This window comes from Actinomycetospora sp. NBRC 106378 (assembly GCF_030269685.1).
Taxonomy (GTDB): Bacteria; Actinomycetota; Actinomycetes; order Mycobacteriales; family Pseudonocardiaceae; genus Actinomycetospora.
Window position 1 is genome coordinate 12,804 of sequence record NZ_BSTT01000003.1, and the last position, 24,364, is coordinate 37,167.

General features: G+C 73.6%; 23 protein-coding genes and 1 tRNA gene. 15 read left to right on the plus strand and 9 right to left on the minus strand.

All coding sequences use genetic code 11. The annotated features are described in order from the left end of the window. The first annotated feature begins 2 nt into the window (after positions 1 to 2). Positions 3 to 755 (plus strand): phytanoyl-CoA dioxygenase family protein, encoded by a 753-nt coding sequence (locus tag QSK00_RS08490; protein ID WP_285589573.1) that lies wholly within the window; start codon positions 3 to 5, stop codon positions 753 to 755. A gap of 7 nt (positions 756 to 762) precedes the next feature. Here the strand turns inward: QSK00_RS08490 and QSK00_RS08495 are convergent, their stop codons facing one another. Continuing rightward, entirely contained in the window at positions 763 to 1,137 is a 375-nt protein-coding gene (locus QSK00_RS08495; protein ID WP_285589575.1) for a cupin domain-containing protein, read from the minus strand. A gap of 76 nt (positions 1,138 to 1,213) precedes the next feature. Here QSK00_RS08495 and QSK00_RS08500 point away from each other — a divergent pair, with 76 nt between their 5' ends. The 3 genes from QSK00_RS08500 (at position 1,214) to QSK00_RS08510 (ending at position 2,923) form a co-directional block, all read left to right on the plus strand. Next, on the plus strand, positions 1,214 to 1,681 hold the full coding sequence (locus tag QSK00_RS08500; protein WP_285589576.1) for a MarR family winged helix-turn-helix transcriptional regulator: 468 nt from the start codon (positions 1,214 to 1,216) through the stop codon (positions 1,679 to 1,681). Positions 1,682 to 1,753: 72 nt separating this feature from the next. Next, the gene (locus tag QSK00_RS08505; protein WP_285589577.1) at positions 1,754 to 1,999 is read left to right on the plus strand and encodes a hypothetical protein; all 246 of its coding nucleotides are present in this window, start codon (positions 1,754 to 1,756) and stop codon (positions 1,997 to 1,999) included. 231 nt (positions 2,000 to 2,230) lie between these two features. After that, positions 2,231 to 2,923: a GntR family transcriptional regulator gene (locus tag QSK00_RS08510; RefSeq protein ID WP_285589579.1), complete on the plus strand. Its 693-nt coding sequence runs from the start codon at positions 2,231 to 2,233 to the stop codon at positions 2,921 to 2,923. 18 nt (positions 2,924 to 2,941) lie between these two features. Here the strand turns inward: QSK00_RS08510 and QSK00_RS08515 are convergent, their stop codons facing one another. Continuing rightward, the gene (locus QSK00_RS08515; RefSeq protein WP_285589582.1) at positions 2,942 to 3,262 is read right to left on the minus strand and encodes a Rieske (2Fe-2S) protein; all 321 of its coding nucleotides are present in this window, start codon (positions 3,260 to 3,262) and stop codon (positions 2,942 to 2,944) included. Positions 3,263 to 3,387: 125 nt separating this feature from the next. Between QSK00_RS08515 and QSK00_RS08520 the strand changes: the two genes are divergently transcribed. After that, the gene (locus QSK00_RS08520; RefSeq protein ID WP_285589583.1) at positions 3,388 to 3,675 is read left to right on the plus strand and encodes a hypothetical protein; all 288 of its coding nucleotides are present in this window, start codon (positions 3,388 to 3,390) and stop codon (positions 3,673 to 3,675) included. 28 nt (positions 3,676 to 3,703) lie between these two features. On the opposite strand, the gene QSK00_RS08525 is transcribed toward QSK00_RS08520, so the two are convergent. After that, positions 3,704 to 4,636, minus strand: coding sequence for a nicotianamine synthase family protein (locus QSK00_RS08525; RefSeq protein ID WP_285589585.1), 933 nt, complete (start codon positions 4,634 to 4,636; stop codon positions 3,704 to 3,706). Positions 4,637 to 4,692: 56 nt separating this feature from the next. On the opposite strand from QSK00_RS08525, the gene QSK00_RS08530 reads away from it, so the two are divergent. Next, positions 4,693 to 5,037: an ArsR/SmtB family transcription factor gene (locus QSK00_RS08530; protein WP_285589587.1), complete on the plus strand. Its 345-nt coding sequence runs from the start codon at positions 4,693 to 4,695 to the stop codon at positions 5,035 to 5,037. Between the two features lie 9 nt (positions 5,038 to 5,046). On the opposite strand, the gene QSK00_RS08535 is transcribed toward QSK00_RS08530, so the two are convergent. Continuing rightward, the gene (locus QSK00_RS08535) at positions 5,047 to 5,805 is read right to left on the minus strand and encodes a helix-turn-helix domain-containing protein (RefSeq protein WP_285589589.1); all 759 of its coding nucleotides are present in this window, start codon (positions 5,803 to 5,805) and stop codon (positions 5,047 to 5,049) included. A gap of 122 nt (positions 5,806 to 5,927) precedes the next feature. Here QSK00_RS08535 and QSK00_RS08540 point away from each other — a divergent pair. From QSK00_RS08540 to QSK00_RS08575, 8 genes are all read left to right on the plus strand, one after another. Further along, positions 5,928 to 6,005 (plus strand) — tRNA-Leu (locus tag QSK00_RS08540). 279 nt (positions 6,006 to 6,284) lie between these two features. After that, positions 6,285 to 6,923 (plus strand): ANTAR domain-containing response regulator, encoded by a 639-nt coding sequence (locus QSK00_RS08545; protein ID WP_285589591.1) that lies wholly within the window; start codon positions 6,285 to 6,287, stop codon positions 6,921 to 6,923. 136 nt (positions 6,924 to 7,059) lie between these two features. After that, positions 7,060 to 8,265 carry a branched-chain amino acid ABC transporter substrate-binding protein gene (locus QSK00_RS08550; protein WP_285589594.1) on the plus strand — a complete coding sequence of 402 codons (1,206 nt, stop codon included), beginning with the start codon at positions 7,060 to 7,062 and terminating at the stop codon, positions 8,263 to 8,265. Positions 8,266 to 8,437: 172 nt separating this feature from the next. Next, complete coding sequence (locus tag QSK00_RS08555; protein ID WP_285589596.1) at positions 8,438 to 9,643, plus strand: branched-chain amino acid ABC transporter substrate-binding protein; 1,206 nt, start codon at positions 8,438 to 8,440, stop codon at positions 9,641 to 9,643. 213 nt (positions 9,644 to 9,856) lie between these two features. Then, positions 9,857 to 10,801, plus strand: coding sequence for a branched-chain amino acid ABC transporter permease (locus QSK00_RS08560; RefSeq protein ID WP_285589598.1), 945 nt, complete (start codon positions 9,857 to 9,859; stop codon positions 10,799 to 10,801). Then, a complete protein-coding gene (locus tag QSK00_RS08565) occupies positions 10,798 to 12,009 on the plus strand; it encodes a branched-chain amino acid ABC transporter permease (RefSeq protein WP_285589601.1) in 1,212 nt (403 codons plus the stop codon). The genes QSK00_RS08560 and QSK00_RS08565 overlap by 4 nt, the downstream gene beginning before the upstream one ends. Before the next feature lie 44 nt (positions 12,010 to 12,053). Beyond that, on the plus strand, positions 12,054 to 12,905 hold the full coding sequence (locus QSK00_RS08570; protein WP_285590595.1) for an ABC transporter ATP-binding protein: 852 nt from the start codon (positions 12,054 to 12,056) through the stop codon (positions 12,903 to 12,905). Next, on the plus strand, positions 12,902 to 13,621 hold the full coding sequence (locus QSK00_RS08575) for an ABC transporter ATP-binding protein (RefSeq protein ID WP_285589604.1): 720 nt from the start codon (positions 12,902 to 12,904) through the stop codon (positions 13,619 to 13,621). Before QSK00_RS08570 ends, QSK00_RS08575 begins: the two co-directional genes overlap by 4 nt. 33 nt (positions 13,622 to 13,654) lie before the next feature. Here QSK00_RS08575 and QSK00_RS08580 read toward each other — a convergent pair whose 3' ends face one another. The 5 genes from QSK00_RS08580 to QSK00_RS08600 all read right to left on the minus strand — a co-directional run bounded on the left by QSK00_RS08580 (position 13,655) and on the right by QSK00_RS08600 (position 21,490). Then, positions 13,655 to 14,908: a heparan-alpha-glucosaminide N-acetyltransferase domain-containing protein gene (locus QSK00_RS08580; protein ID WP_285589608.1), complete on the minus strand. Its 1,254-nt coding sequence runs from the start codon at positions 14,906 to 14,908 to the stop codon at positions 13,655 to 13,657. Between the two features lie 31 nt (positions 14,909 to 14,939). Continuing rightward, positions 14,940 to 16,313 (minus strand): M1 family aminopeptidase, encoded by a 1,374-nt coding sequence (locus QSK00_RS08585; protein ID WP_285589610.1) that lies wholly within the window; start codon positions 16,311 to 16,313, stop codon positions 14,940 to 14,942. Beyond that, complete coding sequence (locus QSK00_RS08590; protein WP_285589612.1) at positions 16,310 to 16,951, minus strand: BPL-N domain-containing protein; 642 nt, start codon at positions 16,949 to 16,951, stop codon at positions 16,310 to 16,312. The genes QSK00_RS08585 and QSK00_RS08590 overlap by 4 nt, the downstream gene beginning before the upstream one ends. After that, a complete protein-coding gene (locus QSK00_RS08595; protein WP_285589613.1) occupies positions 16,948 to 20,862 on the minus strand; it encodes a Pls/PosA family non-ribosomal peptide synthetase in 3,915 nt (1,304 codons plus the stop codon). The genes QSK00_RS08590 and QSK00_RS08595 overlap by 4 nt, the downstream gene beginning before the upstream one ends. A gap of 196 nt (positions 20,863 to 21,058) precedes the next feature. Then, a complete protein-coding gene (locus QSK00_RS08600) occupies positions 21,059 to 21,490 on the minus strand; it encodes a PaaI family thioesterase (protein WP_285589616.1) in 432 nt (143 codons plus the stop codon). Between the two features lie 124 nt (positions 21,491 to 21,614). Between QSK00_RS08600 and polA the strand changes: the two genes are divergently transcribed. Continuing rightward, positions 21,615 to 24,305 carry a DNA polymerase I gene (gene polA, locus QSK00_RS08605; protein ID WP_285590597.1) on the plus strand — a complete coding sequence of 897 codons (2,691 nt, stop codon included), beginning with the start codon at positions 21,615 to 21,617 and terminating at the stop codon, positions 24,303 to 24,305. Positions 24,306 to 24,364: the final 59 nt, after the last annotated feature.

Here is a 24,364-nt window from a genome sequence, read left to right on the forward strand (position 1 = left end):
TGATGCTGACCGCCGACGAGATCCGGGACTTCGTCGACGACGGGTTCGTGGCGGTCCGCGGGGCGTTCCCAGGGGCCGTCGCGGACGCGTGCGCGGACGAGATCTGGGCGGCGCTGCCCGAGTCCCCGGACGACCCGTCGACCTGGACCGTGCCGGTCCGGCGGCTCGACGGCTTCGGGACGCCGCCGTTCGCCGCGGCCGCGCAGGCACCGGTGCTGCACGAGGCCTTCGACCAGCTCGTCGGGCCGGGCCGGTGGCTCCCGCGGACCGGGCTCGGCACGATCCCGGTGCGGTTCCCCTCGTCCGAGGAGCCGGGCGACGACGGGTGGCACCTCGAGGGGAGCTTCGCGGGCCCGGACGGCGGGCCGCGGGTGAACCTCCGCAGCGCCGGCCGGGCGCTGTTGATGCTGTTCCTCTTCGCCGACGTGGGCCCGGACGACGCCCCCACCCGCATTCGGGTCGGGTCGCACCTCGACGTCCCGTCCTTCCTCGTCGAGGCCGGCGACGAGGGGCGGGAGTGGATGGCGGTGTGCAGGGACGTGGTGCCGGCCTCGGCGGACCGGCCGGTCGTCACCGCGCACGGGGCGGCGGGCGATGTGTTCCTGTGCCACCCGTTCCTCGTCCACTCCGCCCAGCCGCACCACGGCACGCGGCCGCGTCTGATGGCCCAGCCGCCGCTCGAGCCCGTCGGGCCGGTCGACCTCGAGTCGCCGTTCCCGGTCGCCGCGGCGATCCGCGCGGGGCTGCGTTCCTGACGGCGGGTCAGGCCATCCAGGGCGGCACGGTGGGTTCGCCGCCGGGGACGACGGCGTGCGCGGCGCCCGGGCCGGTGACCAGGGCGACGAGGCCGTCGTCGGGATCGGCGTGAATTCGACGGGTGCTCCCGGCGGCGAGCACGACCGAGTCGCCGGGTCCGATCGCGTGGGTCGCGCCCCCGACGTCGATGCTCGCCGCGCCGCGCAGGACGGTCCACACCTGCTCGCCGTCCATGACGTGCACCGGTCCCGCCGCGCCGGCGGCCATCTCCACCTGCCAGAGCGCGTGGGCGCTCCCGCCGAGGCTGGGCGAGGCGTAGGTGGTCATGACCGCGTTGGGGGTCTCGGTGCGGCGGGTGTCGGCCCGGCGGATGACGGTCACGTCGGCTCCTCGGTAGGATGGTCAACCTGGTTGTCGACGAGAACGGTAAACCGAGTTGTCTTCTTCGGGAAGGGCGATGTCCGGCGGAGAACTCGCCCTGCGCCTGTTCGCGGTCTTCCGCGACCTCGTGGACGAGGTGCACGGCGAGCTCGCCGCCCGGGGACATCCCGACGTGCGGCCCTCCCACGGCTTCGCCCTCCAGGCGGTCGGCGCGGAGGGGGTCACCGCCGTGGAGCTCGCGCGGCGCCTCGGGGTGTCGAAGCAGGCCGCGGGCAAGACCGTCGACGGGCTCGTCGGGCTGGGATACGCCGAGCGGGCGGGCGATCCGACGGATGCGCGCCGCAAGCTCGTGCGCCTGACGGCGGAGGGCCGGGAGGTGCTCGCCCTCTCGGCGGGTGCCTTCGACCGGGCCCGCGCCGGGCGGCTGGAGGGGCTGGACGTCGAGCGCGTCGCCGGATTCGAGGACGTGCTGCGCGCGGTCAGCGACGGGGTGACACCCCGTCTCGACGCCGCCGCGTGGCTCACCGGCCCCGACCCGTCCTGACGCCGGGTGCAAGAGCTGCCACCGGGACACGGATCTTGGTGGACCCGGCGTCGGGGGAGTGGGATCGGCGCCATGAACGAATGGATCGCCGAGGTGGGCCCCGAGAACGCGGAACTGTTGGCCACGCGGTCGCGCACGGCGGTCCTGGCCCGCGAGTACCGGCCCGAGGACCTCGGGGACGGTCGGATCCGTTACTCGAAGGCGGCCCTGGGGGCCTCGCGGGAGCTCTCCGAGGAGGAGGAGGGCGCGATCACCGACGACGCCGAGGGACTGCGGGTGTGGGTCGGAGACGACGCCTACGACCTCGAGGAGCTCTGACCTCCGGGTCCCGGTCCTCGGCGCAGGACCCGGTGTCGCCGGCCGGGCGTCGCGCTCGGCCGTGGCGGACTCGACGGTCCGGTGCACGGCCGCGCGGTCGAGCAGGGACCCGGTGCTGATCCGGGCGACGCCGAGCACGGATCCTTCGACGACCGTCGATGCCGGACCTCCGTCGGGCGCCGGGCCGGAGCGATCGTTCAACGATCCGGCGAACGCCGTACGCTGTCGATCGTGACCGACGCGGCCGCCGACGCCCTCGCGGCGCTGGCGCGTGCGCGGATCGTGCCGACGGCGACGACCGCCGAGCGGACGGCCGACGCGGTCCGCGAGCAGGTCGTCGAGGGGCGGCTGGCGCCGGGCGTGCGGCTGCCGGAGCAGGCGTTCTGCGACGCGCTGTCGGTCTCGCGCAACACGCTGCGCGAGGCGTTCAGCCAGCTCATCGCCGAGCGCATCCTCGCCCGCGCCCAGCACCGGGGGGTCTTCGTGGCGACGCCGGGTGTCGCCGACGTCCGGGACGTCTACCGAGCCCGACGCCTCGTCGAACCCGGGGCCGTGCGCCACGGGGTGCACGCGGCGGACCCGCTGGGGGGCAAGGCGCTGCGCGCCGCGGTGGAGGAGGGGCGGGCCGCCGCGGCGTCCGGGGACTGGACCGGCGTCGCCGACGCGAACCAGCACTTCCACCGCGCCGTCGTCGGGCTCGCGGGCAGTACCCGGCTCGACGCGTGGATGGCCCTGCTGCTCGCCGAGATGCGTCTGATCTTCCACCGCATCGGGGCCGTCGAGGACTTCCACGCGCCCTACCTGGAGCGCAACGCCGCCGTCGCCGACCTCGTGGAGCAGGGGCGCCTCGAGGACGCCGCCGCCGAGCTCGACGCCTACCTCGCCGACGCCGAGGCCCGCATCGTCGCGGCCCTGGAGGGCTGAGACGGGCCGCGGGCCTCGTCACGGGCCGGAGACGTCCACCCACACCGCGCCGTCGTCGACACGGCAGGGGAAGCTCGCGACGGGCGCCACCGCCGGGATGCCCCGCGCCTCGCCGGTGTGCAGGTCGAACGTCGAGTTGTGGGCCGGGCAGACGATCTCGTCCTCCGGGGTGACGTGCCCCTCCGAGAGCGACTGGCCCTGGTGCGTGCACGTGTCGTGCACGGCGCAGGCCTCGGTGCCCGAGAGCAGCACCACGCAGACGGGCGTGCCCTCCAGATCCACGCGGAGCGGTTCGCCCTCCTCGAGCTGGTCGACGTCGGCGACCGCTTCCCATGCCATCACGGCCCCCTCGCCCCGACACCGGTCGCCGAGGGTGCCCGATCGCTGCTGCCGGTACTCCGCCTGCCGGCCGCGTCCCGTGCGTGACCCGAACCGACCCGGCGGGCGTCGGTACCGTCGCGGACATGGCCGGATGGGTACGACCGTGGCTCCAGCTCGTCGAGATCTCGGTGTCCGCACCGATCGTGATCGGGGTGCGCACCGCGCGGATCGTCGCGACCGGACGCCCGCCGGGGCCGAAGGAGCGCCGCGAGCTGCGTCGGATGGTCACCGAGAAGGCGGCGGCGTTCACCGAGGCCGGACGGATCGCGGTGACGCGGCCGCCCACCGACGTGGCCCGTTACGTCGGTGACGTGCTGGCCCCGGTGCACCGCGCGGTCCGCGGCAACCGCCGGCGGCTCACGCGCCTCTGATCACGCGCCTCCGGTCACACGCATCACGTCACGCAGCTCGGACCCGGGCCACGACCACCGAGTTCACGACGTCGGTGAACGGGTGGACCACCGACAGCGTGTCCATGCCGGGCAGGTCGTGCGGGTCGAGCACCGGGTAGAGCAGGCCACGCAGGGAGTGGGCGCTGCGGGCCAGGACCAGCGTGCCGGGCGTCAGGGTCCGCGCGAGGTGCGAGAGCAGACCGAGCTTGGCGTCGGGGTCGAGGCCGGCGAGGGCGGCGAGGTAGACCAGGTCGTAGCCCGCGAGGTCGTGCCGGTCGATCACGTCCCCGACGTCGAACCGCAGACCCGTGCGCCCCAACCGGTCGGTGAGGGCCGCCCCGAGGGTGACCGCCTCGGGTTCGCGGTCGAGGTTGTCGACCTCGCAGCCGTACCGCTCGGCCAGCAGCATCGAGGTGAGGGGCAGCGGACCGGAGCCGACGAACAGCACGCGCCCGACCTGCTCCGGGATGAGTCCGGAGACGGCGTGGTGCTCGAGCCGGGTCAGGTCCACGTAGTTCCGGTGGTAGGGGAAGCGGGCGAGCTCGGCGGCGGGGTCGGGCGCCGCGACGACCCGGCGAGCCCAGTGGCGCTCGAGCTCGAACTCCCCGGCCGCGCAGAGCTGCCGCAGGGCGGGGAGGAGGGTCTCGACGGCGGGGTCGGCCAGGACCGCGTCCGCCTCGCGGGCGGCGGTGGGGTCGACGGCGAGGGCCACCAGGCGGCCGAAGATCTCGTTCGTCCGTGGACCGGGCTTCAGGTCCGGACACGCCGCGAGCGCGTCGTGCAGGGCGCGGACCTGGGTGACGACGGCGGCTCGCCCGGACCCGGTGTCGCCGCGACCGCAGGCGTGCACCGCGGGGCGGGACGGGCGACGCTCCTGGTGCTGCTGGGTCGGGTGGGTCGGGTGGGCCACGGAACGACGGATCGGCGTCGAGCTCGTCATGATCGTTCGACCTCCACGATGGTGCCCGGCGGGAACACGTGCCAACATACGTGCTCGTGTGCGCACGCAACACCACTGAACCGGTCGACCCGTGGCAGGAGCTGCCCGCGGAGGACCGCGTCCAGGAGGTCGTCGACGGCCTGCGGATGCTGGCCGACCCGACGCGCCTGCGGTTGTTGTGGCTGCTCTGCGGCGGCGAGCTCGACGTCTCGACCCTCGCCGAACGGCTCGGTGTCGCCCGCCCCGCCGTCTCGCAGCACCTGGCGAAGCTCCGCCTCGTGGGGCTCATCACCCAACGCCGCGACGGCCGGCGGGTCCTCTCGCGCGCCCGGGACCACCACGTCGGCGAACTGCTCACCGACCTCGTCCACGACGCCGGGCACCGGCTCGCGCAGCGCTGAGCGCGGCTCTCAGTACTTCGGCCCGACGAACTCGTCCAGTCGCGCGACCGAGGCCCTCCTAGCCACCGAGATCGCGTTCCACCGCGGACGGCGGTGCTCGATCCCGACCCGGTCGAGCGCCCGGGAGCAGATGTCGAGGATGTCGGTCGACTGGTTGGAGAACCAGTACCGCGGATAGACGTAGCGCTTCCCGTCGGGTCGGGGACGCGCCCAGTTCAGGGTGCGGCACCCGTCGGAATGGATGAGCCCGCGCAGCAGACGTCCGGTGTGCTCGCGCACGACGTCCTCCTGCCACGGGGCCAGGACGATCGGCCGCTCGTGCTTCCGTCCCGGCCCGTGCTGCGGGAACAGACAGGCCCAGTGGGTCGAGTAGCTCTTGACCTCCCGGCAGCCCGTCCGGACGACCTGGGAGACCGACGAGGTGGGCATCACCGCTCGCATCGCCCGGTCGACCTCGTCCCGGATCCCCGGCCAGTCGTCGGCGCAGAACACCGACAGCGACGCCACCGCGCGGCGACCGACCGAGATGTGTCCGTCTCCGAGGTACTGGCCGAGCAGGTAGGCGTACTCGTGCCGGTCGAGGTCGGTCCCGTGGCACCGCGCGCAGCGCTCCCGCCGCGAGTCCTCGGACACGGACTCGTCCCGTCGACCGCGGCACCAGTGCCACACGGTGGTCGGCGGGAGGCCCAGTCGCCGCGCGATCGCACGAATGGCCAGGCCGTCGTCGAAGAGGGCGAGAGCGGCGTCCACCGCGGCGCGATCGTGCACGGCGGAATGGTGGCCCGAACCCCTGACAATCAGGTCGAGGATGGGAGCGACCGACCCAGTACCGCATCTCGGACGCGCAGCCGACTGCACTAGGATCGGGAACTGCACGACCGAGCGGAGTAGCCCCCGTAGCCCAATTGGCAGCAGGCAATGGTCTCAAACTCCATACAGTGTGGGTTCGAATCCCACCGGGGGCACCATCTCGCCGCGAGTGGCACATGGAGCAGGTCGGCGGGCGGGTCGGGCTGCCTGGTGCAGCTCTCGCCGCGGCGCGCACGGCCACACGCGCGGTTCCGAGGTCGTCGCCGCGCACTGTGAGAGCGCCCTCATCATGACGCTCGTCGTCGACGGCCGACCGGAACAGCTCGCTAGGCTGCACTGAATCGAGCCCGCCAGCGACGGGAACGAGGTTCGGCCCGCCCCTCGGGGGAGACGTAGGGCGGTACGAGCGGCAAAGACGCGCACAGGAGGACCCGCCCATGAGCCAGCAGGCCGCGGACATCGTCGCCGAGGCGGACACCGCCCCCGAGCCGCAGGAGGCGCCCCGCGAGGCGCTCCGGGTCCTGGTCGCGGAGGACGAGGCGCTCATCCGCATGGACCTCGTCGAGATGCTCCGCGAGGAGGGCTACGACGTCGTCGGCGAGGCCGCCGACGGGGCGCAGGCCGTGGAGATGGCCCGCGAGCTGCGGCCCGGCCTCGTCATGATGGACATCAAGATGCCGGGCACCGACGGGCTCGAGGCCGCCACCACCATCGCGCAGGAGCGGATCGCCCCCGTCGTGATGCTGACCGCGTTCAGCCAGCGCGAGCTCGTGGACTCGGCGCGCGACGCGGGCGCGATGGCCTATCTGGTCAAGCCGTTCACCAAGACCGACGTGGTACCGGCGATCGAGGTGGCGGCCAGCCGGTTCGCCGAGGTCCGCGCGCTCGAGGACGAGGTCGCCGGCCTCACGGAGCGGCTGGAGACCCGCAAGGCGGTCGAGCGGGCGAAGGGCCTGCTCATGGCCAAGAAGAAGATGACCGAGCCGGACGCCTTCCGCTGGATCCAGCGCACCGCGATGGACCGGCGCACCTCGATGAAGGTCGTTGCGGACGCGGTCATCGAGACGTTCGGCTGACCGAGGGGCGCCGGCCCCGAGACGATCACGGTGACGGTGCGTCGATCGGCCGCGTGAGTGACCGACGACGCTGACCTGCAGTAACGGACGTACCCGCCCCCGGGGTTCACCTGATCGTGACCTACGGTGTCCGGCCATGAGGCGAACCGCAGCGTTGGTGACGGCCGTGGTCGCGGCTGCCCTGACCCTCACGGCCTGCGGGGCGGGGGGTTCCTCGCCGGGGGACTGCGGCACCGACCGGGGCACGTTGACCCTCGGTCTGATCGCCCCGCTGTCCGGCGAGCTCGCGAACGTCGGGGCGGGCATGCGCAACGCGGCCGACCTCGCCGTCCGGCAGGCCAACGAGCGGTGCGCGATCCCCGGTTACCGCCTCGCGCTCGACGCGCGGGACGACCGCGCCGACCCGGCGACGGGGGCGCAGGCGGCCCGGCAGCTGGTCGCCGACCCGAGCCTCGTCGGGGTCGTCGGCACGTACAACTCCTCGACCGCGCAGGCCGTGCAGCCGGTGCTGAGCGACGCGGGCGTCGTGCAGGTGTCGCCGGGCAACACGAACGTCTCGCTGACCCGCGGGGCCAACCCCGTCACGGCCCCGCTGCGGCAGTACCAGACCTACTTCCGCGTGGTCGCCACCGACGCGGTGCAGGGACCGCTCGCCGCCGACTACCTGGCGGGCACGGGACGGACCCGGGTCGCGGTGGTCAGTGACGGCAACACCTACGGCGAGGGCATCGCGGGGGAGTTCGTCAAGCAGTTCCAGACGCGCGGCGGGCAGGTGGTGCTCCGCCAGACCCTCCCGGCGAGCGCGCCCGCCTCGGCCCGCGACGCCACCGTCGCCGCCGTGCGCGCCGCCCGCCCGCAGGCCGTGTTCTACGGCGGTGAGTACCCCGCGGGCGGACCGCTCTCCGAGGCCCTGGCGGGTGCCGGCGGACCGGTGATGGGCGGGGACGGCATGGTCAACCCCGCCTACGCCGCGGCCGGGGGACAGGACGGCGACCTCGGCACCTCCGTGGGGGCGCCGCCGGAGACGATGCCCGGCGCCCAGGCCTTCCTCGCCGCCTACCGGGCGGGCGGGTACGCCGAGTCCTACGGCGAGTACGGCGCCTTCAGCTTCGACGCGGCCAACGTCGTGCTCGACGCTGTGGCGGCCGTGGTGAATGGTCGTGGTGGCGGAGAGTGGTCGACCGATCAACGACCCGCGGTAGACCAGGCGGTCCAGTCCACGGACGCGGACGGAGTCACCGGGCCTCTCTCGTTCGACCGGTTCGGGGACGTCAGCACCGACGCCGTCGCGGTGTATCGGCTGGTCGGAGGGCGCTGGACCCCGGAGCGTACCCAACCTTAAGCGCTTGCGCTCACCGGCCCCTCACAACCGGCGAACCCGACGTTACGGCTCCGATACCAACGGGACGCCTGCTGTTCCTCGCAGAGATTTGGGTCTATGTTTCCCACCCGACCGGCGGAGTTTGGAACTTCAACGGTCGCTCTGCGAGCACACCAGCATGGAGGTTGTTTCAGTGGTCCGACGTCGGTTCGCCGCCGCGGGCGCCCTGGTCGCGGCAGCGGCTCTGGTGCTCTCCGGCTGCGCCAACCAGAGCGGGAGCGGTCCGGCGCAGACCAGCGCAGCCCCCGCCCCCGCCCAGCCCAACAACGCCGTCCTGCCCGCCGGTGACGGCCAGGGCCGGTGCGCGCCCGGCACCTCGATCGCGTACGTCGGCACCCTCGCCGGCCAGAACGCCGCGCTCGGCCAGGCGATCGCCAACGCCACCGAGCTGGCGGTCAACCAGCACAACCAGGCCAACGCGGGCTGCCAGGTCACCCTGGTCAAGGCCGACTCGGGCGGCACGCCCGACACGGCCGTCGGCCCGACGCAGGCCGTCATCAACAACCAGGCCGTCCTCGGCATCGTCGGCCTGCCCTTCTCGGGCGAATCGAAGGCCGTCGGTCCGGCGCTCAACGCCGCGGGCCTGGTCAACATCACGCCGTCGGCCACCAACCCGGGCCTGACGCAGAACGGCTGGACCAACTTCTTCCGCGGCCTCGGCAACGACGCCGTCCAGGGGCCGGCCGCCGCGAAGTGGATGCAGGGGAAGTTCAACCCGCAGAAGATCTGCGTCATCAAGGACGACTCCGACTACGGCATCGGCCTCGCCACCGCCGTCTCGCAGGCGCTCGGCCCGCAGGTCGCGTCCTGCCAGGGCGACGTGAAGACCAACCAGAAGGAGTTCTCCGCGACGGTCGGCCAGATCCAGCAGGCCGCCCCGCAGGCGATCTTCTACGCCGGCTACTACACCGAGGCCGCGCCGCTGATCCAGCAGCTGCGTGACGCCGGCGTCCAGACGCCGTTCGTCGCCCCGGACGGCGTCAAGGACGAGCAGTACGTGGTCAACGCCGCCGGTGCGGCCAACGGCTCGTTCCTGACCTGCCCCTGCGTCCCGCAGGAGGGCTTCACCGCCTTCACGCAGGCCTACCAGCAGGCCTACAACACCCCGCCGCAGACCTACTCGGCCGAGGCGTACGACGCCGCGACCATCCTGCTGCAGGGCATCGACAAGGGCGCGAACTCGCGTCCGGCGCTGCTCAACTTCGTCAAGTCCTACAACGGCCAGGGCCTGACGAAGAAGTTCCAGTGGCAGCCCAACGGTGAGCTGACCGACACGCCGGTGTACGTCTACCGGGTCGACGGCGACAAGATCGTCACGGACTCGCCGATCTCCGGCTGATCACCACCTCGACGGCCGCGTCCGGGCCACCCGCCCGGGCGCGGCCGTCGCACGTCCGCCCCCGCGGCGTCTGACACGATCGCCGCGTTCCCCCGGCCGGCCCACCCGGACCCGGCCGCCGGCGCCCCCAGGGAGAGCGTCATCCACACCCTCACCGCAGTCACGGACCTGGTCACCCAGGGCACCGGGCCGTGGATCAACTTCGACGTCGGGTTGTTCCTCGACCGCTTCTGGGCCAACACGATCAACGGGCTCTCCTACGGGAGCATCTACGCCCTGGTCGCCCTCGGCTACACCCTGGTCTACGGGGTGCTCCAGCTCATCAACTTCGCCCACTCCGAGATCTTCGTGATCGGGGTGTTCGGCGTGTACTTCACCTTCCTCGCGCTGGGCTTCCAGCCCGGGCAGACCCCGAACGTCCCGCTCGCGGGCATCATCGCCAACCTGGTCCTCGCGGGCGCCGTCGGCATGATCCTCGCGGGCGTCGCGGCCGTGATCCTCGAACGCGTGGCCTACCGGCCGCTGCGCAAGCGCAACGCGCCGCGCCTCGCGTTCCTCATCACCGCGATCGGCGCGTCGTTCGTGATCCAGCAGGTCTTCCGGATCACCCGCGGGTCGAACCCCGAGGGCACGATCCGGCTGCTGCCGCCCGAGCCGGTCTTCCGCATCTTCGGCGCCCCGGTGACGAACCTGCAGATCATCATCATCGTGGCGGCGCTCGCGCTGTTCGTCATCGCCGACACGTTCGTCAACCGCACCCGCCTCGGCCGCGGCGTCCGCGCCGTGGCCCAGGACCCCGCCACGGCGACCCTCATGGGCGTCAACCGCGAGCGCGTCATCATGATCACGTTCCTGCTCGGCGGCCTGCTCGCCGGCGCGGCCGCGCTGTTCTACCTGATGACGATCCCGCAGGGCGCGGTCTTCAACGGCGGCTTCCTGCTCGGGATCAAGGCGTTCGCCGCGGCCGTCCTCGGCGGCATCGGCAACCTGCGCGGCGCCCTGCTCGGCGGGCTGATCCTCGGGATCGCGGAGAACTACGGGCAGTCCCTGTTCGGCGGCGACTGGCGTGACGTCGTCGCGTTCGTGCTGCTCGTGGGCGTCCTGATGTTCCGGCCGACCGGGATCCTCGGCGAGTCGCTCGGGAAGGCGAGAGTATGACGACGACGGAAGAGCGCCCGGCCCCGGCGACCCCGGCGAAGCCGAGCCGCCGCGGCGAGATCTCGCGCTGGTGGAACGCCCGCACCCGGGCCCAGCAGTGGGGCCTGCTCGTGCCGGTGGCGGCGATCATCTACCTGCTGCCGGTCCTCAACCCGCCGATCATCACCACGGAGCCGGCGACCTCGTTCCCGATCGCGCTGTTCAACGCGGCCGTGTTCGCGCTCATCGCGATCGGGCTGAACGTCGTCATCGGGCAGGCCGGCCTGCTCGACCTCGGCTACGTCGGCTTCTTCGCGATCGGCGCCTACACCGCGGCGCTGCTCTCGTCGCCGGACTCCGAGCTCGGCGTGCGCTTCCCGTGGCTGGTGATCGTGCCGATCGCCATGGTCGTCACGATGATCTCCGGGGTCATCCTGGGGACGCCGACGCTGCGGCTGCGCGGCGACTACCTCGCGATCGTCACGCTGGGCTTCGGCGAGATCGTCCGCCTGCTGGCCGACAACATCGACCCGCTGCGCGGCAACCGGGGCTTCCAGGACATCGCGCGGCCCGGCGGCACGTACTCCGACGGCACGCCGATCTTCACCCAGAACGACGCTCAGGGCTTCTACTGGCTCGCGGTCACCATCGTCATCATCGTCCTGCTGTTCATGGGGAACCTGGAGCGCTCGCGGGTCGGGCGCGCGTGGATCGCCGTGCGCGAGGACGAGGACGCCGCCGAACTCACGGGCGTCCCGACCTACCGGTTCAAGATCTGGGCCTTCGCGATCGGTGCCGCGGTCGGTGGCCTGTCGGGCACGCTGTTCGCCGCGCAGGTCGGCTTCGTGAACAACCAGCGCTTCGACGTCACCACCTCGATCCTCTACCTCGCCGCGGTGGTCCTCGGCGGGCAGGGCAACAAGATCGGTGTCGTGGTCGGGGCGTTCCTGGTGTCCTACATCCCCGACCGGTTCCAGTTCGAGCCCGAGTACCGCTTCCTGGTCTTCGGTCTCGCGCTGATCATCCTCATGATCTTCCGACCGCAGGGCATCCTCGGCATGCGCCAGCACCTGCTCACCTACGGCCGGCAGGCCTACCAGAAGCTCTTCGGGTCAGGCACCGGCGTCGCGCCGACGTCGTTGACGCCGTCGAGCAGACCCGCGGGAGAACCCCCGGAGGCCGTTCCCGACGACAGGTCCGGGTCCCGTCCGCAGGGAGGTGGCGAGTGAGCAGTCCAGCGTCCGAGGAGGGCCTGCTCGAGGCCGTCGAGCAGATGGCACCCGAGGAGCGGGCCGAGCACGAGGCCGCGGTCGCCGAGAAGGTGGCGGCGGACCGCGAGATCGCGGTGTCGGCGGGGGAGACCCTGCTGGCGGTGCAGAACCTCACGGTGCGATTCGGCGGGCTCACCGCGCTCGACGACGTGTCGTTCGACGTCCGCCGGGGCGAGATCCTCGGCCTGATCGGACCGAACGGCGCCGGGAAGACGACGTGCTTCAACATCGTCACCGGCGTCTACCGGCCGACCGAGGGCGATATCCGTCTCGAGGGCCAGTCGCTCGCCCGGATGAAGCGGTACAAGATCATCCAGGCGGGCGTGGCCCGCACGTTCCAGAACATCCGGCTCTTCGGCGCGATGACGGCGCTCGAGAACGTCGTCGTCGGCACCGACGCCCGGCACCGCACCTCGGTGCCCGGGGCGCTGCTGCGCCTGCCGCGGCACCGTCGCGAGGAGCGGGAGGCGGTCGACAAGGCGATGGCGCTCCTGGAGTTCGTCGGGATCGCCCACCGGGCCGCGGACAAGGCGACGTCGCTGCCCTACGGCGACCAGCGCCGGCTCGAGATCGCCCGCGCGCTCGCGACGGAGCCCAAGCTGCTCTGCCTCGACGAGCCGGCGGCCGGGTTCTCGGCGGTCGAGAAGGACGCGCTCTCCGAGCTCATCCTCAAGATCCGCGACGACGGGTTCACGGTGGTCCTCGTGGAGCACGACATGCGCGTGGTGCTGGGCGTGACCGACCGCCTCGTCGTCCTGGACTTCGGCCGCAAGATCGCGGACGGCGTGCCCGACGAGGTGCGGCGGGACCCCGCCGTCGTGTCGGCCTACCTCGGAACGGCGGTGGACGAGTGAGCCTGCTCGAGCTCGCGGGAGTCAACGTCGCCTACGGGCGCATCCAGGCGCTGCGCGGCATCTCGCTGACCGTGCAGGAGGGACAGATCGTCTCGTTGATCGGCGCGAACGGCGCCGGCAAGACGACGACGATGAAGACGATCTCCGGACTGCTGGGCCTGCAGTCGGGGTCGATGACCTTCGACGGCGAGGACCTGACGAAGGTCCGCGCGGACCTGCGCGTGCGCAAGGGGATCTGCCAGGTGCCCGAGGGTCGCGGAATCTTCCCCGGCATGACGGTGCTGGAGAACCTGGACATGGGTGGGTTCGTCCGGTCCGACCGGCGCTCGAAGGAGTTCACCGAGGACCAGGAGCGGGCGTTCACGTACTTCCCGCGTCTGGCCGAGCGACGCAACCAGGTCGGCGGCACGCTCTCCGGCGGCGAGCAGCAGATGCTCGCCATCGGGCGCGCGCTGATGGCCCGACCGCGGCTCCTGCTGCTCGACGAGCCCTCGATGGGGCTCGCCCCGCAGTTCATCCAGCAGATCTTCCGGGTGATCGAGGACATCAACCGGGAGGGCGTCACGGTCCTGCTGGTCGAGCAGAACGCCACGCAGGCGCTCGGGCTCGCCCACCAGGCGTACGTGCTGGAGACCGGGGAGGTGACCCGCTCCGGCCCCGGCTCCGAGCTGCTCGCCGACCCGACGATCCAGGACGCGTACCTGGGCGTGTCGTAGGGCCACCACGGAACGGCACGAACGGGCCGTCCGTCACGATGCACCGTGACGGACGGCCCGTTCGTGCGTTCCGGGCCGGGCCACCGCCCGGGCCGCCCGCCGGCTCAGGGCGGTCACGGCGGCCTCGAGGGGGCCACGGCCCGCGGTCGCGCGCCAGCCCCAGCCGAGCAGGAGCACGGCGACGACCTGGATGAGGTAGCCCGTCGTCGGGCCGTAGACGTCGAAGTCGGAGTTGATGAACAGGACGTGCAGGACGTAGAAGGTCAGCGTCATCCCGCCGGCTGCGGTGAGCGGGGCACGGACCACGTCGAGCGCGGCCCGCGGCCGCGGGCGCCGGACGTGGTCGGCGAGCAGCGCGACCCCGAGCACCGCGAGCGCGACCCCGATCGTGAGGGCGAGGTCGAGTGGCGTGGAGGAGTGCGGGGTGTCGACGGCGAGCCACCACCAGGTCGTCGTCGGCGTCACCCCGTCCGGGCCGACGGTCAGGGCCTCGTGGACCGTCTCCGGGTCCGCGCCCGCCGAGGCCGCCAGGATGCTCGGCAGAGCCCGCTCCGTCAGCCGGTCCGAGACCAGGGCCGCCGTGACCGCGAGCGCGGTACCCACCCCCGCCAGCGCGGCGGCCGTCCGTGCCGACGACAGGCGCATCCGGCCGACGGCCAGCCCGACGCACAGGTAGGGCAGCCAGGACAGCACGGGGTAGTAGCCCGTGACCGCGATCTCGGTGAGCATCCCGGCCGGGTCGTCCACGAGCCACGTGAACGACGGATTCATCCCCGTGGCGACCGGGAGGTGGGCCCGGAGCGCCTGGCTCGCGAACGGGACCCCGACCGTCAGGACCGCGCCCAGCGCGAGGAGGGTGCGCCGCCCGAGGAACACCAGCGGCACCGCGGCCACGAACAGCAGCGCGTAGTAGGCGAGGATCACCGCCGCGATCTCCGGGTCGTTGCCTCCGAGGGCGAGCCCGACCAGCCCGACGGCGAGGCCGCGCACCACGAGTGCCACCGCCGTGGGGAGCGCGCGATCGCTCCGCAGCGGGACGCGGCGGCGGCCGGTGGTGAAAGCGATGCCGACCCCCGCGAGCAGCGCGAACAGCGCCGCGGACTTCCCGCCGGCGAGCACCGAGGTCCACGTCGCGTTCCCGGCGGCGTCGGTCTCGTACAGCGCGTGCACGGCCATCATCCCGAGCAGGGCGAGGCCACGGGCGGCGTCGACCCCGAGGATGCGCTCCCGCGGGGGTGCGGGGTCCTCGGTGACCGGTGGGGCCGGCAGCGTGCGGGCATGCGTCATCGCGGGTCCTCCTCGGGAGGGGCAGCAGGGTTCAGGGGTGCGGCAGGGCGCCGCGGGAGGTGAGCAGGTCGGTCACGGCGGGGAGGTCGCGGAAGGCCGCGGCCACGTCCGCGGGGGTCGCCACGCGGTGGGCGTTCACCGCGAGGTAGCGGCGCACCGCGTCGTCGAAGGCGGGCGCGCCGACCCGTCGTCGGGCCTCGAGCAGGGTGGCGGCGCCCTGGACGTAGACGCCGGTCTCGTAGCGGTCGAAGCTCCCGTCCCACGCCGACAGGGGGTCGCCGAGGCGGCCGTCGAGGCGGCGGGGCACGTCGTCGAGGGAGTACTCGTCGGGTCGGCCGGTGGCGACCGCCTCGGCCCAGGTGGCGAAGGCCTCGTCCATCCACGGGTGCAGGCCCTGGTCGTTGCCGACCAGGGAGTAGAACCACTGGTGGGCGAGCTCGTGGGTGGCGAGGCTCGGGAGGTCGCCGGGTCGGGTGTCGCCGAACTGCAGCGCGCCCGGGTACTCGATGCCCGACGACTGGCCGGGTGCGAGCGCGACCCAGAGGTCGGGGTACGGGAACGGGCCGAGCAACGGCTGGAGCCGGCCGATCGCGGTGTCGATCTCCGTGACCCAGCGGTCGGGGTCGGTGCGGGTCCCCGGGAGCAGGAACAGGTGCAGGCGGGTGCCGGCGACGTCCCGCTCGACGACCTCGTACGGGCCCACGGCCACCGCGACGTCGCGGACGGCGTCGGCGGTGAAGCGATGGGTGGTGCGTCCGGCGGCGTCGGTCGTGCCCACCGCGCGGCCCACCCCGGACACCGCGAGGCCGCTCGGCGCGGTCACCTCCAGCGAGCGCAGCGTGAACTCCTCCGAGACCGCGTTCTCCCCGGGCGCGGTCGCGGCCGGGGTCCGGACCCAGCCCTGGCCCCGGACCCACGCGAGCAGCGGGAAGGCCGAGCCGAACCAGGCGACGCCGCGCGAGGTGCCGAGCCGGTCGTCGGCGTCGGGCCCCAGCGCGAGCGTGAAGCCGAGGTCGACCGTCACCGTGCGACCGGCGGGCACGCAGGACGGCAGGGGCAGCGTCACGAGCGTGCCCGGCGCCCCGGCCGGGGCACCGGCCGCCTCGACGCGGGGCGCGACCGGGGTGCCGTCGACGGCCGAGGTGTCGACGCGCAGCGAGCTGCCCGCCGCGGCCGACACCGGCGCGTTCGGCCACGCCCGGAACACCAGCTCGCAGACCGGGGCGTCGGGGGTGAACGCGACCTGCTCGCGGCCGGTCGCACCGCGCAGGTCGTCGGCGACGTCGAACGCGAGGGACACCACGGGCCGGGCCGGGTCCGGGGCGGCCCGCGGAGGAGTGGTCGGACCCGGTGAGCACGCGACGAGCAGCGTGGCCAGGAGGGCGACGAGGGTCGTGCGGATCACGTCGTCGCCGCCGTGACGAGGTCGTCCGCGAGGTCCCGGGCGTCGTGGACGGGCAGCCCGACGTCGGTGAACCAGTCGGCGGTCGCCTCGGGGTGCGGCCCGACGACCCCCACCCGGCCGCGCCCGTACGCGGCGACGAGGGCAGCGACCTCGCCGCCGGGGTACCGGGCGAGGACGTCGGTCCCGTCGGTGCGGGTGAACCGGGCGCCGTCCTGGAAGAACAGCGTCCGGCGACGTCCCCGCCAGTCGACCTCGACGAGGGCATCGGCGTCGGGGTCGTCGACGGTCGCGTGCGGCGACGTGACGTACTGGTCGGTGTCGCCGGGCAGCAGGCCCAGCCCCGGTCCCCGCCCGGCGAGGTACGCGCCGAGACAGAAGCCGACGTAGGACCCGCCGTCCGCCACCCAGCTGCGCAGCACGCGCCGGTGCCGGCGCAGGTGCCGCCAGGCGTGCCGCAGGCTCCCGCCGCCGGGCTGGGCGTACAGCGCGGCCCCCGCGAGGACCTCCGCCTCCAGCGGACGGTCGCCGTCGGGGCCGACGGTGGCGACGTCGAACCCGTGCGCGGTGAGCAGCGCCGCCACCGCCTCGGGGCAACCCGGCAGGGTGGCGGGGCCGTCGTAGACGAGCGCGAGACTCACGCCGCCACCGCCTCGGCGGGGATCCCGCCCGACCGGCTCCGGGCCGCCAGCTGCTCGCCCTTCATGACGAGGCTGAGCGGGCCGAGCTCCGCGCCCGCCCCCACCTCGCCGTCGTAGAGCACGATCGAGCGGTCGCCGACCGTCGCGCCCGCCTCGACGCGCACCGTCGACAGCTTCATGACGCGGTCCTCGAACAGGTGGGTCTGCAACGAGACCTCGCGGCCGACCGCGGCGTCGTCGCCGACCTCCACGAGGTCGAACTCGGTGAGGTAGGTCGTCGCCAGCCACACCCGGCTTCCGATCCGCGCACCGAGGAGCCGCAGCGCCCAGGGCAGGAACGGGGTGCCGGTGAGCAGATCCAGCCCGGCGGGGACCGCGGCCGCCTCGTAGAGCCCCGTCACGAACTCCGAGCGGCGCACGAACTCGTCCCACAGGGGAGCGGTGCGCGGGCGGTAGGTCCCCACGACGTGGTGCTTCACCGCCGCGACGTAGGCGATCACCAACGCCGACGCCGCTGCGGCGAGGAACGGGGCCACGAACGCCGGGACCCAGAGCGGTCGTCCGTCGGCGACGGTGGAGAGCGCCGTGAGGTGCAGGTAGACGGCCAGCCCGAGCAGCGACGCGGGCAGCGAGGCGCGGACGAACTCCAGCGCGAGACGCCGCCGGACCCGGCGTCGGGACGGGCGGAAGGTCTCCGAGTCGGGGTGCGACCCGGAGTCCTCGCGCCGCGGCAGGTGGATGGCGGGGGAGCCGAGCCACGACGAGTCGCGGCCCACCACCGCCGGCGGGGCCGTCGCCACCCCGACCAGCGACCCGCTCCCCGCCCGGGTGCCGCCGGGCAGGAGGGCGGCGTTCCCGACGAAGGCCCGTTCCCCGACCACCGTCGGACGCAGCAGCATCCGCCCGCGGGCGAACACGGCGCTCCCGACCCCCGCCATGTCGGCGACGAAGCTGCCGGCGCCGAGGTCGAGCAGGTCCGGGTCGACGTGGGCGACCGTGGAGATCTCCGCGCCGGGGCCGATGCGCGCGCCGAGCAGCCGCATCCACCCCGGCGTGTAGAGCGTCGCGTAGAGCGAGTTGGTGAAGGTCAGCGAGTCGACCAGCAGGGCGTCGGCGAGCCACTTGCGCAGGCCGAGCCCGGACCGGACGGGGTGCACGCCCACCGGGGTGCGGGGGAGGAGCAGCCGGCGGCCGCCCGCCACGATCGCGCAGACGGTGAGGACGAACAACGGGCCGGAGAGCAGCGTGGCGACGAGCCCGGCGAGCACGCCCCAGGCCAGGAGCGCGGCCCAGACCGCGACGACGGTCGGGACGACCATGAGCACCGCCGCGGCCTCCAGCCCGACGACGCCCACGATCGCCGGGACGAGGTGGTACCAGCGCCAGCCGCGGGCCGGTCGGGCCCGACCCATCGCGCCGAGCATCGGGTCGGCGACGTCGACGGGGACCGGCGGGGAGCCCGCCACCGTGGCGCCCGCGGGTACGTGCCCGTCCCGGGACAGGACGGACTGCTCGCCGATCGCCGCGTCGACCCCGACCCGGGAGCCCGGCGCGAGGACGGTGCCCGTCCCGACGACGGCCCGCGCGCCGACCGTGATCACCCCCACCTCGACCCGTCCGCCGCGCACCTGCCACGGGCGCAGCGAGACGCCGTAGCCGAGGGAGGCGTCGTCGCCGAGTCGCAGCAGGCAGGGGGCGCTGACGGCGGAGGCAGCGAGGTGGACCCGTCGTCCGACCCGGGCGCCGAGGAGGCGCAGGTAGGGCGACGCGAAGGGGCCGCCGGCGAGCACGGGCAGCGGCGAGAGCCGCAGCAGCAGGTCGACCGCCCACAGCCGGAGGTACACGGTGCCCCAGAGCCGGTAGGTGCCCGGGCGGAGCGCCAGCGTGAGCGGCCGCACGAGCAGCACCGGCAGCAGCCAGCGGACGCCGAGATAGGTCGCGGTCCCGGCCGCGAGGATCTCGAGCAGGACCGCCGGGGAGACCACGCCGTCGTTCCACCAGTAGACGACGGACGCGGGCAGCGTCAGGGCGAGCAGCACCAGGTAGAGGGCGACCGCCTGCGCCCCACCCGCCACGGCCACGCGCCGGGCGGAGTGGCACAGCGGTGGTTCCGCCGGGGCGGCCGCCGGGGGCCGGTCGCGCAGGACCGCCGCGAGCCCCCGCACGTGCGGGTGGGCGTAGAGGTCCCGGACGGCGACCCCGAAGCCGGCCTCGCGCAGGGCCGTCACCACCCGGGCGGCGAGCAGCGAGTGGCCCCCGAGGTCGTCGAAGAAGTCCGCCGTCGCGGGGACCGCCTCGAGGCCGAGCACGGAGGCCATGACGCCGGCGATCCGGGACTCCGGGCCCGGAGCGGGCGTGTCGCCGGCGGCCGCCGACCCCACGAACCGCGACCCCGTCGGTGGAGGCAGCGCGGACCGGTCGACCTTGCCGCTGGCCTGGGTCGGGAGGGCGGCGAGGACGTCGAGGGTGGCCGGGACCATGTAGGGCGGCAGGCGCTCGGCGGCCACGGCGTGCAGGCGGTGCCGTCGGGTGTCCGCGTCCGCGACGCCCACGGCGGGGTCCACCACGTACGCAGCGAGTTCTCCGGAGGCCGGGTCGAGGGCCACGACGGCCGCGGCCACCTCGTGGTCGGCGAGCAGCACGCTCTCGATCTCGCCCAGGTCGACCCGGCGGCCCCGGACCTTCACCTCGGCGTCGGCCCGTCCGAGGTAGACGATCTCGCCGTGCTCGTCGAGCCGCCCGAGGTCGCCGGTGCGGTACACGCGCTCGCCCGTCCCCGGGTGCACGACGAACTTCTCGGCCGTGAGCTCGGGGCGGCCCAGGTAGCCCAGCGCCACGCCGGGTCCCCCGAGCGTGATCTCCCCGACCTCGCCGTCGGCGACCGGCGGGTGGTCGGGGTCGTCGGGGTCGGTGAGCTCGGCGGTGTAGGTCGGGAGGGGCCGGCCGATCGTCACGGGGCGCCCGGGGTGCAGCTCGCACCAGGTGGCCGTGACGGTGGCCTCGGTGGGCCCGTAGGTGTTGAGCAGGCGGCGCCCGGGGCGAGCCCAGCGCTCCACGATCTCGCCGGGGCAGGCCTCCCCGCCCACCAGCACGGTGCGCAGGTCCGGCAGCTCGGTCGGCACCGTGGCGAGCAGGGTCGGCACCGCGCACAGCACGGTGATCCGCCGCGTGGCGAGGTGCTCGCCCAGGTCGGCGCCGAAGGCGCGCTCGTCGTCGGGACCCGCGACCACGGTCGCGCCGACCGCCCAGGCGGACCAGATCTCCTCGATCGAGAAGTCGAACGAGATCGTCATGCCCTGGTGCACGCGGTCGTCGGGCCGGACGTCGTAGATCCCCGGGATCACCGTCAGGAAGTTGGCGATGCTCGCGTGGGAGACGGCGACGCCCTTGGGTCGTCCGCTGGAGCCGGAGGTGAAGATGACGTACGCGGTCCCGACGGCGGGGCGCGCGGCCGGGCGGGTGGGGCGTGCGGCGGCGAGCTCGTCGCCGGCCTCGTCGAGGACGAGCACGGCGGTGCCCGTGACCCGGTCCGCCAGCGCGCGGACGGTGAGCACGACGGCGACCTCGGCGTCGTCGACCACGTGGGCCACGCGGTCCGCCGGTGACCCGGGATCGAGGGGCACCAGGGTGGCCCCGGCCTTGAGCACGCCGAGGATCGCGACGTAGGTCCGCCCGGAGCGCGGCAGGAGCACCGCCACGCGGTCGCCGGGGCCGACGTCGCGCGCGGCCAGCAGGTACGCGAGCCGGTTGGCCCGCGCCTCCAGCTCGCGGTAGCGGACGGCCTCGCCGTCGGCCTCGACCGCGACGCGATCGGGCCACCGGTCCGCGATCGCCTCGAAGAAGCCCTCCATACGGACGGGGCCGGGGGCCGGCTCGGACGTGGGCGGGCAGGGGGATACGTGCGTGGTCACCGTCGCGCCTCCGGGCGCCCCCGGTCCGGGGGCGGTGGGATCGTGACGGACGGCGCGCGACGCCGGTGGTTTCCACGCGGCGGTCGTCCGGAGCTGCAGGGGATCGCGGCACACGGGTGCGCGCGACCAGCTGGTGGGTCACCACCCGGTCGTGCGACCAAACGTCACCCGGACGTGGCGACCGGGTGACGCGCCGTCAGGCCTGCGGGGTCGCGTCGCGGTAGATGCAGGTCAGCTTGGCGGTACAGACGCGACGGCCCTCGTCGTCGGAGATGACGATCTCGAACGTGCCGACCGTCCTCCCGACCGACGCGGGCGTGCAGACCGCGGTGACGTGGCCGGAGAGGGCCGAGCGGTGGTGGGTGCACGCGAGCTCGAGGCCGACCGGGCGGCGGTCACCGATCCGGTTGAGGTAGGCCGCCGTCGAACCGACCGTCTCGGCGAGCACGGCGCTCGCGCCGCCGTGCAGCAGGCCGAAGGGCTGGCGGTTCCCGGCCACCGGCATGGTGGCGACGGTCCGCGCCGGATCCCACTCGGTGATCTCGATGCCCATCTTCGTCCCGAGCTGCTCGTCGGGGTAGGCGACCTCGAGCTCGGGGACGGCCTGCTGTTCGGGGGACTGTGCCACTCCGCCACCCTAGGGACGACGGGCGAGGCTGTCGGACCCCCCTGGCAGACTCGGCGTCGTGGCTGGGACGAAGACCGCAGACAAGCCCGCGACGACGCCGGGGGACCGGGCCGGGGGCGCACGGCTGCTGCTGCTCGACGGGCACTCGCTGGCGTACCGGGCGTTCTTCGCGCTGCCGGTGGAGAACTTCACCACGACGTCGGGGCAGAAGACGAACGCCGTCTACGGCTTCACCTCGATGCTGATCAACCTGCTGCGCGACGAGGCACCGACGCACGTCGGCGTGGCCTTCGACGTGTCGCGTCAGAGCTTCCGCTCCGAGACGTTCGCGGCCTACAAGGCCAACCGCAGCGCGACGCCGGACGAGTTCCGCGGCCAGGTCGACCTGATCCGGGAGATCCTCGCGACCCTGCACATCCCGGTGATCATGCGCGAGGGGTACGAGGCGGACGACGTCATCGCCACGCTCACCACGCAGGCGGTGGCCGAGGGGATGCAGGTGGCGATCTGCACGGGCGACCGCGACGCCTTCCAGCTCGTCTCCGACCAGGTCACCGTGCTCTATCCGCGCAAGGGCGTGTCCGACCTGGTGCGCTACACCCCCGAGGCGGTGCTGGAGCGCTACACGCTGACCCCGGAGCAGTACCCCGACTTCGCGGCGCTGCGCGGCGACCCCAGCGACAACCTGCCGAGCATCCCGGGCGTGGGGGAGAAGACGGCGCAGAAGTGGGTGCGCGAGTTCGGCAGCCTCGACGCCCTCGTCGAGCGGGTCGACGAGGTGCGCGGCAAGGCCGGTGACGCGCTCCGCGAGAACCTGTCGTCGGTGGTGCTCAACCGCCAGCTCACCGAACTGGTGCGGGACGTCGAGCTCGACGTCACGCCCCCCGAGCTCGAGGCCCGGGCGTGGGACCGCGACGCGGTGCACCGCCTGTTCGACGAGCTGGAGTTCCGCGTCCTGCGCGAACGGCTGTTCTCCACGCTGCAGTCCGCCGAGCCGGAGGCCGACGAGGGCTTCGAGGTCCGCGGGTCCGCGCTGGAGCCGGGCGCGGTCGCGGCGTGGCTGGACGCGCACGCCCGCGACGGCAGCCGCGCGGGGCTGGGGTTCCGGGGCACCTGGTCGCACGGCACGGGCGATCTCGACGGCATCGCCATCGCGGCGGCCGACGGCGAGACCACCTACGTCGACGCCCGGGCGCTGACACCGGAGGACGAGACGGCCCTCGCCGCCTGGCTCGCCGACCCGGAGCTCCCGAAGGCCGGCCACGAGATCAAGGGGCCGCTGCACGCGGTCCGCGGGCGGGGGTGGCGCCTGGAGGGTGTCACCAGCGACACCGCCCTCGCCGCCTACCTGGCCCGGCCCGGCGAGCGCAGCTTCGACCTGGCCGACCTCGCGCTGCGCTACCTGCGCCGCGAGTTGCGAGTGGAGGAGACGGGCTCCTCCGACGGCGACCAGCTCACGCTCGACGGCGGCGAGGAGGAGGCCGACGCGACCCTCGCGCAGACCGAGATGCTGCGGGCCCGCGCGGTGGCCGACCTCGCGGACAAGCTCGACGCCGACCTCGCCGAGCTGGGCGGCACCGCCCTGCTCACCGATCTCGAGCTGCCGCTGCTCGCCGTGCTCGCCGACCTCGAGGCCGCGGGCGTCGCCGTCGACGTCTCGGCGCTGCAGGACCTCGAGTCGCAGTTCGGGGGCCGGGTGCAGGCGGCGGCGCAGTCGGCGTACGACGTGATCGGCAAGGAGATCAACCTCGGCTCGCCGAAGCAGCTGCAGGTGGTGCTCTTCGACGAGCTGCAGATGCCGAAGACCAAGCGCACGAAGACCGGCTACACCACCGACGCCGACGCGCTGCAGACGCTGAACGAGTCCAACCCGCACCCGTTCCTCGAGCACCTGCTCGAGCACCGGGACGCCACGCGGCTGCGGGTGACGGTGAAGGGCCTGCTCGACTCGGTGTCCGACGACGGGCGCATCCACACCACGTTCAACCAGACGATCGCCCGCACCGGCCGGCTCTCCTCGACCGAGCCGAACCTGCAGAACATCCCGGTGCGCACCGAGGCGGGGCGACGGATCCGCGACACGTTCGTCGTCGGGGCCGACTCCGCCGACGGCGCCTACGCCGAGCTGATGACCGCGGACTACTCGCAGATCGAGATGCGGATCATGGCGCACCTGTCGGTCGACGCCGAGCTGATCGAGTCGTTCAAGTCCGGGGAGGACTTCCACTCGGTCACCGCGGCGAAGGTGTTCGGGGTCGCCGAGGACGAGGTGAGCCCCGGGCAGCGCGCGAAGATCAAGGCGATGAACTACGGGCTCGCCTACGGGCTGTCCGCGTACGGGCTGTCCGCCCAGCTGCGCACCTCCACCGACGAGGCCAAGGAGCTGATGGAGGACTACTTCGCGCGGTTCGGCGGGGTGCGCGACTACCTGTTCCAGGTGGTCGACCAGGCGCGCAAGGACGGCTACACCAGCTCGATCCTCGGTCGGCGCCGCTACCTGCCCGATCTCACGAGCGACAACCGCCAGCGGCGCGAGATGGCGGAGCGGATGGCGCTCAACGCGCCCATCCAGGGCAGCGCGGCCGACATCGTCAAGGTCGCGATGCTCGGGGTGCACGCGGCGCTGCGCGAGGAGGGGCTGCGCAGCCGGATGCTGCTCCAGGTGCACGACGAGCTGGTGCTCGAGGTCGCGCCGGGGGAGCGGGACCAGGTCACCGAGCTGGTGCGCCGCGAGATGGGCGCGGCCTTCGCGCTGGACGTGCCGCTGGAGGTGTCGGTCGGGTTCGGTCGGTCGTGGGACCAGGCCGCGCACTAGGGAGCCGCAGCCCGGCGGAGTCCGACGCGCGAGAAGGGGTTGGTACGCGGCGGTACCGC

Excerpts from the sequence above, each read along its gene's own strand:
- QSK00_RS08490 (WP_285589573.1), top strand. The coding sequence starts at position 3 with ATGCTGACCGCCGACGAGATCCGGGACTTCGTCGACGACGGGTTCGTG.
- QSK00_RS08500 (WP_285589576.1), top strand. The coding sequence starts at position 1,214 with ATGTCCGGCGGAGAACTCGCCCTGCGCCTGTTCGCGGTCTTCCGCGAC.
- QSK00_RS08505 (WP_285589577.1), top strand. The coding sequence starts at position 1,754 with ATGAACGAATGGATCGCCGAGGTGGGCCCCGAGAACGCGGAACTGTTG.
- QSK00_RS08515 (WP_285589582.1), bottom strand. The coding sequence starts at position 3,262 with ATGGCATGGGAAGCGGTCGCCGACGTCGACCAGCTCGAGGAGGGCGAA.
- QSK00_RS08520 (WP_285589583.1), top strand. The coding sequence starts at position 3,388 with ATGGCCGGATGGGTACGACCGTGGCTCCAGCTCGTCGAGATCTCGGTG.
- QSK00_RS08525 (WP_285589585.1), bottom strand. The coding sequence starts at position 4,636 with ATGACGAGCTCGACGCCGATCCGTCGTTCCGTGGCCCACCCGACCCAC.
- QSK00_RS08545 (WP_285589591.1), top strand. The coding sequence starts at position 6,285 with ATGAGCCAGCAGGCCGCGGACATCGTCGCCGAGGCGGACACCGCCCCC.
- QSK00_RS08550 (WP_285589594.1), top strand. The coding sequence starts at position 7,060 with ATGAGGCGAACCGCAGCGTTGGTGACGGCCGTGGTCGCGGCTGCCCTG.
- QSK00_RS08565 (WP_285589601.1), top strand. The coding sequence starts at position 10,798 with ATGACGACGACGGAAGAGCGCCCGGCCCCGGCGACCCCGGCGAAGCCG.
- QSK00_RS08570 (WP_285590595.1), top strand. The coding sequence starts at position 12,054 with ATGGCACCCGAGGAGCGGGCCGAGCACGAGGCCGCGGTCGCCGAGAAG.
- QSK00_RS08580 (WP_285589608.1), bottom strand. The coding sequence starts at position 14,908 with ATGACGCATGCCCGCACGCTGCCGGCCCCACCGGTCACCGAGGACCCC.